Genomic DNA, 12,919 nt, shown 5'->3' with positions numbered 1-12,919 from the left:
GAGGCCATGCAGCGCCTGTTCGGCCTCATTGGCCGCGGGCGCGTGACGCGCGCCAACCCGGTGCCGGCCATGCAGCAGGTGCAGCTGATGCTGACGGCGGACGAGCTGAAGGACGGCATGGAGCACGCCGAGCCGTTCGGCTTTACCGCCTGCCCTGAGCCCGGGGCGGAGGCACTGGCGCTGTTCCTGGGCGGCGACCGCAGCAACGGGGTGGTGATCAGCGTCAGCGATCGCCGCTACCGCGTGCGCGGGCTCCAGCCCGGGGAGGCGGCGGTCTACAACTCGGCCGGCCATACCATCGTGCTGTACCAGGATCGCATCGAGATCACCGCGCCGCGCATCGTTCTGAAGGCGGCTGACGAAGTGGTGGCCAACACACCGCTGTTTCGCAGTACCGGCCGCATCGAGGCCGCGCAAGACATTATCGACAACACGGCGGGCGGCGGTAGTTCGCTGGCTGCGGTGCGCGATGCCCATAACGGCCACACCCACATCGAGCACAACGGCACGGCCAACGGCCCGACCGATCCGCCCAATCTGCAGGTTTGACTATGGAAATTCTCGTTCAACTGGATGGCAAGCCACTGGCTGCCAGCCACGCCTACGCGCGCGCCTTGGCCATCAGCCTGTTCACCTGGCACCGCGCCGAGCAGGGCGACCCGGTCGACGGCGATTGGCAGGGCTGGTGGGCGGAAGGACTGGATGCGGCCTTGCCGGCCGGCGTCGGTTCACGGCTGTGGCTGCTGTCGCGCCGGCGGCTGGATGCCGATGCCCAGCGTGACGCCCACGACTACACCCGCGAAGCGCTGCAGTGGTGGCTGGACAGCCGGCAAGCCAGCGCCGTGGACGTGACGGTGTCGCGTCTTGGTGATGATGGCTTGGCCATCCGTGTGCTGATCACCCTGCGCAGTGGCAAGACCCTGACGGCAGACCTTTCTGATATTTGGAGCCTGACGCATGGCGTATGAAATCCCAACCCTGAGCCAGCTGACGCGCGATATCCGGGCCGACCTCGGCGCAGAAAACCCGGATGCCCTGTTGCGCTCCGACGCCGACGTGTTCGGGCGGGCGCTCGCGGCGGCGGTGCATGGCATGTATGGCTACCTGCAGTATCAGTCCAAGCAGCTGCTGCCCAGTTCGGCGGCAGAGGCCACGCTGCTGGCCTGGCAGGGGCCGTTCTATCTGCGGGGCGACAAGCCCAACGCGGCGGTGCAAAGCAGTGGGCTGGTTCGGTTCACCGGCAATGTCGGTGCGCCGGTCGATGCCGATGTCGAGCTGCAGCGCGACGATGGCCGACTATTTGTTGTGGTGGCCGGTGGCGTGGTCGGTGCCGGTGGCTATGTGGATCTGGCCATCAAGGCGGCGGTGGGTGGTTTTGATGGCGACACCGATGCCGGCGTGTGGCTCCAGCTGACGACGGGTGTGCCCGGGGTGGATGCCGCCGCCCAGGTGCAGGCGGGGGGGCTGGCTGGCGGCACGGACGCCGAGGATATCGAAAGCTACCGTCAGCGCATTTTGGGGGTTACTGAGGCGGGTGCCCAAACCGGCCGCAGCGTGGACTGGGAAAACTGGGCGCGGGAAGTTGCCGGAGTCACCCGTGCCTGGGCGGCGCCCAGGTTTCTGGGGCTGGGTAGCATGGGGCTGTACTTCATGCGTGATGACGACGTTGACCCCTTTCCAGTGCCGGCTGAGTGCGAGGCGGTGCGCGTGCACCTGGAGACTACCGGCGCGCCGTGGGGGGAAATCTTCGCCATGGCGCCGGTGGCCAAGCCGGTGAACATCACCCTTCATATCGTGCCGGACACACCGGCGATGCGAGCGGCGGTCACGGTTGCCTTGCGCGAAAAGATTGCCGCTGAGGCCTCGCCGGTAAAGCGTGACAACAACGGGCGCACGGTGCTTCCGGTGGAGGGTGTGACCATCCCGCGCAGCCACCTGGCCGAGGCGGTCAGCGCCGTGCCCGGTGAAGCCGACCATGTGATGTCAGTGCCTGCCGGCGACGTGGTGTGCGCGGTGGGTGAGTTGGCCGAGCTAGGGGTGATCACATGGACGTAAGTGATTATGAAGACGTGCTATGGCGGCTGCTGCCGCCTGGGCCGGCCTGGGCGCGTGACAACGCCGAACTGGCCGCGTTCGTGAAAGTGGCCGCCCGGCGATTGGCCGCGGTGGATGCCGCGGTGGGCCAGTTGCTGGATGAGGGCAATCCTTACAAAGCGCTGGCGATGCTGCCGGACTGGGAGGCAGATTTCGGTCTGCCGGATAGCTGCAGTGCCGCCACGCCCACGCTGGCCGAGCGGCGCGCATCGCTGGTGGCGCGGCTGACCGATGCCGGTGGGGTGCGCATTCCCCGCTTTGTGCAGATCGCTCAAGCGCTGGGCTATGAGGGTGTGACGACAAGGCGCCACCGAGCGCACACCTGTGAGTTCACCTGCGAGGAGCCGATCAACAGCGAGGATTGGCGTTTTGTCTGGACGCTGCTGGTACCGGATGGCGTGCAGGTGGCGGAAGCCACCTGTGAGTCCGGTGCTGAAGATCCGCTGCGTAGTTGGGGCGGCACCGAACTGGCTTGTGTGATGGAGCGCGAGTGCCCGCAGCCATCCACTGTTTTGATTTCCTATGGAGCAAGCTGATGCAACGAGTAGGCAATAACCGCAACCCGGCCGTCGATATGTTCGGCCCCGGCAAGAACGGCTTCACTGCCGGTAATCCGCAGTCTGGCGTGGCGGCGACTACGCCGGGCGCTGAATTTTTCAATGCGGTTCAGGAGGAGTTGGCGAATGTCGTTGAGGCCACGGGGTTAGTACTTGATGTGGCTAGGCGAGACCAGTTGCTTGCAGCCATCAAGAGGATCGCCTGGGGTGGGGTGGGCGAGGTTCGACCAAGCTCCTTGGCCGGATACGGCATCGCCGACGCCATCCCTAATACCAAGTCGGTCAACATTTCCGGTACTGACCTCAACGCCTTCTTCAAAACCGGTTTTTACGATGGCCAGAACCTCGGCCATACGCCAGTCTCGATCGGTTCCTCCTGGTGTTACCTGCTGGCACAGGCGCATTCTGATCCCTCTGGGGTCGGCAACGGTTGGATGCTGCAGCAGCTGATTCCCTTGGGCGATGCCGGCTTACCGCCCAAACGGTGGGTTCGGCAAGGAAAGAACGACGGCGGTGCTGTGGTTTGGGGAGCATGGGTTGAAACGCTGACATCGGATGCCCAAGGCAACTTTGGCATTGGTGTTATCCCCAGGCAGTGGGGCGCCATGTTCCCCGTCATCCAGATGAACGAGAAGACGGCCATCGCTGCCGACATCAACAGCACCTACTACGGCACTAACTGGTACCAAACATCGGGCGGTTACAAGCGTCTCGCCGCTGGCTTCGCCCTGCAGTATCACCAGGACTCCTCGGCCGGGAAGCACGTCTGGAAAGTGGGTGCAAACGGGGCTGCAGACTCTGCGGTCAATTGGACATCCGCCATGACACTTGACGCCAATACGGGGGTGTTGACCGTGCCATCAGGTGTTCAAGGTGGCAGCTCCACGACCGAGGCGACGGCCGGGCTGGCCCGGGTCGCAACCCAGGCGGAAGTCAATGCGGGTGCCGATGACGTGACCCTCGTGACACCGAAAAAACTGCGCGGCGGCTTTAGTATCAGCTTGACGTCAAACGGATACATCGCCTTTCCGTGGTGGCTGGGTGGTTTGATCCTGCAGTGGGCCTCCGGAGCGCAAACTACCGTCGGCGACCAGGACCAGACTATCGCGTTCCCCGTGACGTTTCCGAACGGATGTCTCCATCTCATGGTTTCGACCCGTGCCACTACCAATAACTTGTCCGACGCATGGTTTCAGGAACGGTCGTTCACTTCCAGTAACTGCGTCGTCGTTTCGCAATGGAACGGTAACGGTACCTTGTCTGGCGGTATGACGCCCCGAATTTTTGCCATAGGATATTAAGATGGCCGACTACTACTTTGCTGCATCGACCGGCGGGTTTTATAACTCCGACTTTAATTCGGACATCCCTAATGATGCCATCGCGCTGGACCGCGACCTGTATCAAGCCCTGGCGTTAACGCCGCGCCCCGAGGGGGCGGTGATTGTGATTAATGTGGATACCGGCTTGCCCGTGCTGTCGGTGCCGCCGTCGTCTTATCACCGTTGGGGCGGTGCTGGATGGATTCTGGATGAAGGAGCTGCGGCGCAGCATCTGCTCGCTCTGCGCGCTCGCCAATTGGCCGTCATCAATGCCACCGCTGCCCAACTGTTGAACGCCCTGTCTTCCAGTTACCCGGATGGCGAGGTGCAGAGCTGGGCACAGCAAACCCGCGAGGCTGAGGCGCTGTCCTTTGATCCGAGTGCTGCTGCGCCTCTGCTGACCGTCATCGCGGCTGCCCGTGCATTGACCATAGCCGATCTGGCCGCACGGGTGCGCGCCAAGGAGGCGGCCTACGCTGCGGCCTCCGGGGCTACTATCGGCCAGCGGCAGGCGCTGGAAGACCGGCTGATGGCGGTCGACCTGCAGGCACCGGACGCGGCCGAGCAACTGGAGGCGATCCAATGGCCGGCTTGATGTTGCTCAAGTGGACGTGGGGCGTGTTGGCTCCACGGCTGAAGTTGCTGCTCATCCTGTTGGCCGGCGTTGTTGCCGGCCTTTTTTCTGTTGGCTGGGGGCTGCTGGCCGCCTTGGCTTGTAGTCAGCGGGCAGTGCGGGTGGCGGTGGCGCTGGATCAGGCGGCCAATGCCGCCATAGGTGGCAGCGAGGATGAAACCGTCAGTAGCCGCGCGGCCAAGGGGGCGCGGGCAGGGCGCTGGCACTGGTGCATCCTGTGCCGCCTGCTGGACTGGATCGACCCAGGCCACTGCGAAAAATCAATCGAGCCCGATGAGGGCGAACCAACCCCGGCCGAACGCCGGGGTTTTTCATTTGGGGGTGGTATGGCAGTAACCGTTAAACGCAAGGCATGGCTGTTCCTGGGGGCGCTGCTGGCCAGTGCTCTGGCATTTTTTGCCTTCCGTAATCTGGCCGGGGTAGCTGTCGCTGCAGTGCTGTCCGGGCTGAGCGCCAGCGCCCTGGCATCCTCAGCGGGGGCGGCTGGTGGCAAGGCGGCGGGGGTGCATTTCCCTGCCTTCATCGGTGCGTTTGCCGGCAGCCTGCTGCTGTGGGTGCAGCTGCGTGGCAGGCCGCTGGTGGACAAGGTTGTCCTGGTGCTCGGGGCGTTCCTTGCAGCCTTCTATGGTGGCCAGCTGGCGGTGGAGGTGTGGCCGAAACTCGGCGCGGGCGGTGTGGGGGTGGCCGGCACGGTGTGCGCTTGCGTGATCGTGCCGCTGCTGGAGGCGGTGCTGGCGCTGCTGAAGGATGTGGCCTGGATTAAGCGCCTGATTTCCATTCGGCTGGGTGCCAAGGATGCGGCTCCGTCGCCATCCGCAGGAACGGTGGATAACCCTGTGAATGACAGTGCTGCCGGCTAGTTGGACGCTGGTGCTGTATGTGCTGATGAAAAAATAACCAGCCCCGCCGAGTGCGGGGCTGTGCCATTTCTGGGGGTCAACATGATTGGCAATGAAGCATTGAAAGTGGCTGTTACTCAGCTGGGTGTCGAAGAGCAGCCGCGCGGCAGCAATGACGGCCCGCGCGTTCGCGAATACCTCAAGGCGGTGAAGCTCGGTCCGGGTTACGCCTGGTGCATGGCCTTTGTGTATTGGTGTGCGGCGAAGGTCTGCGCGGATCTGCACCAGGCTAACCCGCTGCTGCAGACGGCCGGCGTGTTGCGCCAGTGGAATGAGCGCTCGGCATTGCGTGTGACCAGGCCGGCGCCGGGAGACGTGTTCGTCATGGATTTCGGCAAGGGGCAGGGGCATACCGGCTTTGTCGAAGCCGTGCTGCCGGATGGCCGCATACAAACCGTCGAGGGCAACACCAATGCCGATGGCAGCCGCGAGGGCTACGCCGTGGCGCGCCGTGTCCGTGATCCGAAAACCATCCGCGGCTATCTGAGGATCTGACCATGTGGAGAAAAGCCATTCCGTGGCTGGTACTGCTCGGGCTGCTGGTGGGTTCGCACTGGTGGGCCTACCACCAAGGCAAGGATGTGGTGACTGCGGCCTGGAGGCTGGCCGACGCCACCCGCGAGCGGAACGATAGCGCCACCTTCAACGACCTGCAGCAGCGGTTGCGCCGGCAAGAGGCCAAGGCGGCCAGCCAGCTGCTGGCCGCAGAAACAAACTACCAGGAGTCATTGCGTCATGTTGAAGCCGAGAAAAACCGCCTGCTTGCTGATGCTGTTGCTGGCCGTCGCCGGCTGTCAGTCCCCGTCAAGGCTGCCAGCTGCTCACCTGCAGGATCTGCAACCTATGGCGCCGGAGGCTCCGCAGATCCAGCGCCACGCGCCGAACTTTCTGTCGAGGCTGCAGGATTTCTTGTCGGGCTCGCAGCTGAAGCCGATGCAGTAGCTGTAGAACTCAATCGCTGTGTGGATCGGGTTGGGGGTTTGGGGAAACGGCTATAGCCCTCTGGGTGGGTGGAGTAGTAAGTGGTGGTTGTCGCCATTGGTTTGCATTGATGTATGTTCAAGGCCCATGGTTTTGGCTGTGGGTTTGGGGAGAGTTTATCGGGGCGTCCTTGGCGCGATGTTGTCAAGGTTGAACTTGTTGTTTAATTCGGGGATTAAGTCGGCGTCGCCATTTTTGGCTATAAACAAGTTTCTTCGATCTTCTATTATCGCGACGAAATGTTCTTTGTATTCATCCGTGTCTCCATTTTTGATCTTAAGTTCTTTTGTCTTGATTTTGGTTGCCGCATTGCAGGCAGCTAGGCCATAAAATGCCAGTCTTTCCTCCTCAAATTTATATGTTTCTTCGACATCCGCCCAAGTGTTCCATTGTTCAATGATCCACTTTTCAGATGAGTGGTATTTTTCTGGAAGTGATTTTATCTCTGCGACAAACGAGACAGGTAGGTCCTTCCATTCCGGGGTTGATGGGAAGTTGAACTCAATATTCTTTATGGAGTCTAGCTTGCGCTCATCGTGAAACTCTTGGCGCTCTTTGAGTCCAATGAAGATCATATGTAACTGTTCGTCGCACGATTTTGCAAATAACTCTAGGTCGTTTGCGATGTTTAGATAAGTGTGCGATCTTGTGTGTTTTTCTTTTTTGCTTTCTTTTTTATGGTCAAGGAATTTCGCGGTGGCGCTCCATGCTATATTTACGCATGCGCTAACCAGTGCGCTCGATAAAACTAATGTTGTCCAGTTGTGTGATTCCATTATCTATTCTGCAATTAGGTTGGCTTGGCGCAAATTCAAAAATTGCAAGGTAAAAACTTGTGTCCTGTCAGTTGACTCATTCCGCTGTGGTGGCATCCTCGCCGGCAAGCCATTGTCCTGTCGTGCGGTTGATGCGCAGCGTGCGCGGCGCGCCGCCCTTCGGTATCAGCACGATGTCGATGGGCGGTGCCTTGTTCGACTTGGCGCGGCCGTTGCCCGGGCGGATGCCGTTGGTATAGACAATGATACGCTCAAACGTGTCGGCCACCAGCTTCTTGGCGGTCAGCCGCGCCGTGTTGTCTAGCGCCTTCACGCCATCCACCAGTGCTGCCCATTGCTCGGCCGCGGCGGGCTGCATCTGACGCTGGGTGGCTTGCGTCAGTTCGTATTCCAGCGTTGCGCACTGCTGGCGGTTTTTGTCCAGGCTTGCTTCCAACTCGCTGGCTTTTTTCAGGAACGTGCGCGGCGCCGCGCTGCTGCCCGCTTCCAACAGTGCGTTGGTGATCGTCTCCAGCTGCGCTTCCAGGGCTTCGGTTTCGGCGCGCGCGCTGGCCAGTTTTTGGCGCAGAGGGGTGGTCTGGTCGCTATTGTCCAGCAGGGCCGACAGGTTGAGCTGGTCGCTGCAGAATTCCATGATCGCGTTTTCCACCGGCACCACCGAGCAGCTGCCCTGTACCGGGCAGGCGCGGGTGCCAAGGCGGCCGTGCGCGCAGCAATGCAAGCGACGGTGGCCGTTGTGTGGCATGCCGTCGTCCCGCTTTTTGCGGGTGCTCAGGTTCTGGCCTACTAGGGCGCTGCCGCAATAACCGCAGCGCGTGATTGCCATGCCGGTGATAATGCTTTGATAGACGGGGGGCGCGCCGACCTTGACCCTATCTCCGACAATGGCTTGTATCTCGTCGTACTCGGCCTTGGTGATTAGGGGCGGGTAATAGCCGTCCAGCAGGTAGGTCTGCCCGTCTAGTTCCATCTGCCTGGCGCCGTATAGTGCGGGGCTGCGGATGATGCGGTAGAAGTTGGACGTGTGCGGCAGTCCGCCATCGACCAGTTTCAGCCCGAGCGCCGCCAGGTGCTCTAGCGTGGGCTTGGAGCCGTGCCCTTTCTTATACATGTCCAGTGCGATGCGATACGCCGCTGCTCGCTCTTCGATGACTTCCCATCCGTCACCTATCCAGCGGAGCCACTGCGGGTCTTTACCGTTCACGATGCGCCCGCGAAAAGTGCCGTTCTGCCATCCCTTTATCTGCCGCAGGATCGCGGCCTTTACGCGTTTGGACTTGGTGTCGCTCTCCTCGTGTGCCCGGATCATGACCAGCAAGCTGTATACCAGGTCCATCGGATTGGACTTAAGCTGTGCCCGGTTGTATTCCTTGCCGTCGCTGGCCGTTACCACGGTGATGCCGGCGTTGATGATTTGCGCCAGCTGCGCCTGTGCTTGGATCGGCTCTGCGCGGCTCAGGCGGTCCAGTCCCTCTACGATCAGAACGGAGCCCGGTGCAATCTGGCCGCCGTCGACGGCTGCTAGAAACGCCCCGAGAGCACCTTGTTTGACGTGCCGCTGGTGATACGCGCTCAGCCCCTCATCGCGCAGGCTCAGGCGTTCGTCCAGGTGTAGGTTGTGTTCCGCCGCCCAGCGCGAGGCGTACTGAATCTGCCGGTCTGCACTCGATCCGTCTGATTGTCGCGGGTCGCTAAAGCGTAAATAGCTGTATACTCTCGGGTTTTCCATAGTTCCGTGATTTTACTATGAGCAAGATTCCGCGTATAGGAATGGTGTCGCTAGGGTGTCCCAAAGCCTCCAGCGACTCCGAGCAGATCCTGACCCGCCTTCGCGCCGAAGGCTACGATATTTCCGGCAGTTACGCCGGCGCCGACCTGGTGGTGGTCAACACCTGCGGCTTCATCGATTCCGCCGTGGCCGAGTCCCTGGACGCGATCGGCGAAGCCCTGAACGAGAACGGCAAGGTCATCGTCACCGGCTGTCTGGGGGCCAAGGGCGATGTGGTGCGCGACGCGCATCCGTCGGTCTTGGCCGTGACCGGCCCGCACGCCACCGACGAGGTGATGAGCGCGGTGCACGCGCACCTGCCCAAGCCTCACGATCCCTTCGTCGATCTGGTGCCGGACATCGGCGTGCGGCTGACGCCCAAGCATTACGCCTATCTGAAGATTTCCGAAGGCTGCAACCATCGCTGCACCTTCTGCATCATCCCGTCCATGCGCGGGGATCTGGAAAGCCGGCCGATTCACGATGTGCTGCGCGAAGCGGAGAACCTGGCCAAGGCCGGGGTCAAGGAAATCCTGGTGATCTCGCAGGACACCTCGGCTTACGGCGTGGACACCAAGTACAAGCTGGGCTTCCACAACGGCCGTCCGGTGAAGACCCGGATGACCGAGCTGTGCGAGGAACTGGGCCGCCACGGCATTTGGGTGCGTCTGCATTACGTCTACCCGTATCCGCATGTGGACGAGGTGGTTCCGCTGATGCGCGACGGAAAGATCCTGCCCTATCTGGATATCCCGTTCCAGCACGCCAGCCAGAAGGTGCTGAAGCTGATGAAGCGTCCGGCCAATAGCGACAATGTGCTGGCGCGCATCAAGAAATGGCGCGAGATCTGTCCGGAACTGGTGATCCGCTCCACCTTCATCGTCGGTTTCCCCGGCGAGACCGAGGAAGACTTCGAAGAATTGCTGAGCTTTATCCGCGAGGCGGAACTGGACCGCGTAGGCTGTTTCACCTATTCGCCGGTGGAAGGCGCCACGGCCAACGATTTGCCGAACCCGGTGCCGGAAGCGGTGAAGGAGGCGCGCAAAGAGCGTTTCATGGCGGTGCAGGAAGAGATCAGCGCCCGTCGCCTGGAGCGCCGCGTCGGCCAGACCATGCAGGTGCTGGTGGACGAGATCGACGACGAAGGCACGGCGATTTGCCGCAGCTACGCGGACGCGCCGGAGATCGATGGCCTGGTGTTCGTCGAGGACGCCGCCGGCATGCGCGCGGGCGAGTTCTATTCGGTGAAGATCGTCGATTGCAGCGAGCATGATCTGTGGGGCGAGCGCCTGTCGTCCTGATCCGCCGACAAGAGCCGATCCACGCGGCGCGTCGCTTTCTGGCGACGCGCCGTTTTCATTTCAGCTCCGGCGCAGCAGGCGCTGGCGCGCCACCCAGGCCTGGCCCAGGCTCAGACCGCCGTCGTTGGGCGGCAGCTGCTCCGCGGTCAGCGGACGCAGGCCGGCCTGCTCCAGCAGCGGCAGCAGTTGCGCCATCAACTGGCGATTGCCGCAGCAGCCGCCGGCCAGCGCCACGATGCGGGTGCCGGTGGTGCGCGCCGCCTTGATCGCCCAGTCCGCCAGCGCGGCGGCCAGCGTGGCGTGCCACAGGCTGGCGATGGCCTGGTCGTCGTCCAGCCCGCAAAGATGGCGCGCCAGCGGCGTCAGGTCCAGCAGATTGGCGCGGGTGCGCCAGCCGCCGGCCAGCGGCTCGGCCGGTCCGGCCTGAGCCTCCAGTCTTTGCGCGGCTTCGCTTTCGAAGGTTTCCACCCCGCATTGGCGGGTCAGGCCGGCGATGGCGCCGAACCAGCGGCCCAGGCTGGTGCTGTCCTGGCAGTCGCGGCGGATGGCGAGCTGCTTCTCCAATTGCTGGGCGCCGGGCTGGGCCGCCAGCCGCGGCGGCAGCGGTCCCAGTTCCAGGGTTTGCCACAAGGCCACGGCCAGCTTCCACGGCGGCAGCCGGCTGCGGCCCACGCCGGGCAGCGGCAGCGGCAGCGGCGAGATGTGGCCGATGCGCTCGCAGCTGTCGCCGTCCACCAGCATCATTTCACCGCCCCAGGCGCCGTTGTTGTGGCCCAGGCCGTAGCCGTCCAGCGCCAGGCCCAGCGCCGGCTCGGTCACGCCGTGTTCGGCCAGCACCGCGCCCAGGTGGGCGTGATGGTGCTGAACCCGGATCAGCGGCACCTCCCATTGCTTGGACAGGTGTTCGGCCAACAGGCTGGAGTAGGTGCCGGTTTCCAGATCGCAGGCCACCGCCTGCGGGGTGACGCCGGTGAGGTCGAGCAGATGGTCGGCCGCCTGCTGCAGCGCCTCGCAGGTCAGCGGATGGTTGAGCGCGCCGATGTATTGCGACACGAAGGCGTCCTTGCCGCGCAGCACGGTGGCGGTGGCCTTCATATAGGCGCCCAGCGCCAGCACCGGCGGGCCGTCCAGCGCCAGCGGCACCGGGTCCGGCACGAAGCCGCGCGCGCGGCGGAACAGCAGCGGCCGGCGCCGTTCCAGCGACACCACGCTGTCGTCGCAACGGGTGACGATGGCGCGGTTGTGCAGCAGGAAGACGTCGGCGACCTGGTTCAGCCGTTCGCGCGCTTCCTGGTTGCCGGTGACGATGGGCTCGCCGGACAGATTGGCGCTGCTCATCACCCACAGCCGCGAGCAGGGCTGGCGCAGCCAGCTGGCGCCGCCCGGGCGGCCCAGCGCTTCGTGGAACAGCAGCCATTGCAGCGGGGTGTAGGGCAGCATCACGCCCAGCGCTGACAGGCCGGGGGCGATGTCCGGCAGCAGCTGGTCGGCTTCGGGCTTCTTGTTCAACAGCACGATGGGGCGTTCCGGGCGCTGCAGCCAGGCGGCTTCTTCCTCGCTGACGTGGCAGAGCGCGCGGATGGATTCCACGTTCAAGGCCATGATGGCCAGCGGCTTGCCGGGGCGATGCTTGAGTTGGCGCAGCCGCGACACCGCCGCCGGGCTGGCCGCGTCGCAGACCAGATGGAAGCCGCCCAGGCCTTTCATCGCGATGCTGCGGCCCATATTGAGGATTTGCACCGCGCCGACGATGGGGTCGCCGTTCAGGCTTTGGCCGAAGCGGTCGGTCAGTTGCAGCTTGGGGCCGCACACCGGGCAGGCGGTGGGCTCGGCGTGAAAGCGGCGGCTGTTCGGGTCCAGGTATTCCTGGCGGCAGACCGGGCACAGCGGAAAGGCCAGCATGCTGGTGTTGGCGCGGTCGTAAGGCAGCCGGTGGGTGACGGTGTAGCGCGGCCCGCAATCGGTGCAGTTGATGAAGGGAAAGCGGTAGCGGCGGTCGCCGGGGGTGAACAACTCCTCCACGCAGCGCGGACAGGTGGCCACGTCGGCCGGCAGCCGGGCGTGAGTGACCGCGCCGCTGCTTTCTTCTATTTGAAAGCGTTGTTCGGCGTCGCGCAGCGGGATGTCGCGTTCTTGCAGCGCGTCGATGTGCGCCAGCGGCGGCAGCCGGGTTCGCAGCGCTTGCCGGAAGGCGCTCAGCGCCTGCGGTTCGCCCTGCAGTTCCAGCGTCACGCCTTCGCCGCTGTTGCGGACAAAGCCGGTGAGGCCGCATTCGCTGGCCGTGCGCCAGATGAAGGGACGGAAGCCGACGCCTTGAACCCGGCCCTGAACCGATAGGTGGATGCGTTGTTGGCTCATGGTGCTTGTGTCGCTGTGTGGGTGGTAGGGCAGGTCATGCGCAATGCCGCCAGTCCGAGAGGCCGTTCACGATCCGCTGCGCGGTGAGTGCTGCGTTGGGGATGCCGATGTGCTAAGCATGCATTCCGCTGTCTCCGCCGCAACGCCTGGTCCCGCTCCGGCTTGAGGGATCGTCAACAGGCTCTTAGAGGTTTTGCTGCACTGCGCAATACCTTTGTCATTTCTTTGG

General features: G+C 63.3%; 13 protein-coding genes. 10 read left to right on the top strand and 3 right to left on the bottom strand.

Annotation, left to right across the window (positions count from 1 at the left end; translation table 11 throughout):
* Window positions 1–6: 6 nt before the first annotated feature.
* The 9 genes from NK214_RS06370 (at window position 7) to NK214_RS06330 (ending at window position 6,504) form a co-directional block, all read left to right on the top strand.
* On the top strand, window positions 7–549 hold the full coding sequence (locus tag NK214_RS06370) for a phage baseplate assembly protein V (protein ID WP_253314025.1): 543 nt from the start codon (window positions 7–9) through the stop codon (window positions 547–549).
* A 2-nt stretch (window positions 550–551) separates the two neighbouring features.
* Entirely contained in the window at window positions 552–968 is a 417-nt protein-coding gene (locus NK214_RS06365; RefSeq protein ID WP_253314024.1) for a phage GP46 family protein, read from the top strand.
* Complete coding sequence (locus tag NK214_RS06360; protein WP_253314023.1) at window positions 958–2,055, top strand: baseplate J/gp47 family protein; 1,098 nt, start codon at window positions 958–960, stop codon at window positions 2,053–2,055. The genes NK214_RS06365 and NK214_RS06360 overlap by 11 nt, the downstream gene beginning before the upstream one ends.
* On the top strand, window positions 2,046–2,630 hold the full coding sequence (locus NK214_RS06355; RefSeq protein WP_253314022.1) for a YmfQ family protein: 585 nt from the start codon (window positions 2,046–2,048) through the stop codon (window positions 2,628–2,630). Before NK214_RS06360 ends, NK214_RS06355 begins: the two co-directional genes overlap by 10 nt.
* Window positions 2,585–3,952 carry a hypothetical protein gene (locus tag NK214_RS06350; protein WP_253314021.1) on the top strand — a complete coding sequence of 456 codons (1,368 nt, stop codon included), beginning with the start codon at window positions 2,585–2,587 and terminating at the stop codon, window positions 3,950–3,952. Before NK214_RS06355 ends, NK214_RS06350 begins: the two co-directional genes overlap by 46 nt.
* A 1-nt stretch (window position 3,953) precedes the next feature.
* Window positions 3,954–4,568 (top strand): hypothetical protein, encoded by a 615-nt coding sequence (locus tag NK214_RS06345; protein WP_253314020.1) that lies wholly within the window; start codon window positions 3,954–3,956, stop codon window positions 4,566–4,568.
* Complete coding sequence (locus NK214_RS06340) at window positions 4,556–5,467, top strand: hypothetical protein (protein WP_253314019.1); 912 nt, start codon at window positions 4,556–4,558, stop codon at window positions 5,465–5,467. The genes NK214_RS06345 and NK214_RS06340 overlap by 13 nt, the downstream gene beginning before the upstream one ends.
* Window positions 5,468–5,548: 81 nt before the next feature.
* The gene (locus tag NK214_RS06335; RefSeq protein WP_253314018.1) at window positions 5,549–6,001 is read left to right on the top strand and encodes a CHAP domain-containing protein; all 453 of its coding nucleotides are present in this window, start codon (window positions 5,549–5,551) and stop codon (window positions 5,999–6,001) included.
* Window positions 6,002–6,003: 2 nt separating this feature from the next.
* Complete coding sequence (locus NK214_RS06330; protein WP_253314017.1) at window positions 6,004–6,504, top strand: lysis system i-spanin subunit Rz; 501 nt, start codon at window positions 6,004–6,006, stop codon at window positions 6,502–6,504.
* Between the two features lie 99 nt (window positions 6,505–6,603).
* On the opposite strand, the gene NK214_RS06325 is transcribed toward NK214_RS06330, so the two are convergent.
* Both NK214_RS06325 and NK214_RS06320 read right to left on the bottom strand, forming a co-directional pair.
* Window positions 6,604–7,263, bottom strand: coding sequence for a hypothetical protein (locus NK214_RS06325; protein ID WP_253314016.1), 660 nt, complete (start codon window positions 7,261–7,263; stop codon window positions 6,604–6,606).
* Window positions 7,264–7,339: 76 nt separating this feature from the next.
* On the bottom strand, window positions 7,340–8,992 hold the full coding sequence (locus NK214_RS06320) for a recombinase family protein (protein ID WP_253314015.1): 1,653 nt from the start codon (window positions 8,990–8,992) through the stop codon (window positions 7,340–7,342).
* Between the two features lie 17 nt (window positions 8,993–9,009).
* On the opposite strand from NK214_RS06320, the gene rimO reads away from it, so the two are divergent.
* Complete coding sequence (gene rimO, locus NK214_RS06315; RefSeq protein WP_253314014.1) at window positions 9,010–10,332, top strand: 30S ribosomal protein S12 methylthiotransferase RimO; 1,323 nt, start codon at window positions 9,010–9,012, stop codon at window positions 10,330–10,332.
* A gap of 60 nt (window positions 10,333–10,392) precedes the next feature.
* Here the strand turns inward: rimO and hypF are convergent, their stop codons facing one another.
* Window positions 10,393–12,690: a carbamoyltransferase HypF gene (gene hypF, locus NK214_RS06310; RefSeq protein WP_253314013.1), complete on the bottom strand. Its 2,298-nt coding sequence runs from the start codon at window positions 12,688–12,690 to the stop codon at window positions 10,393–10,395.
* Window positions 12,691–12,919 lie beyond the last annotated feature (229 nt).

The organism is Chromobacterium sp. S0633 (assembly GCF_024158805.1).
Classification (GTDB): Bacteria; Pseudomonadota; Gammaproteobacteria; order Burkholderiales; family Chromobacteriaceae; genus Chromobacterium.
The sequence above is the reverse complement of the archived record's forward strand: the minus strand, read 5'-3'. Positions and strand labels throughout refer to the sequence as shown.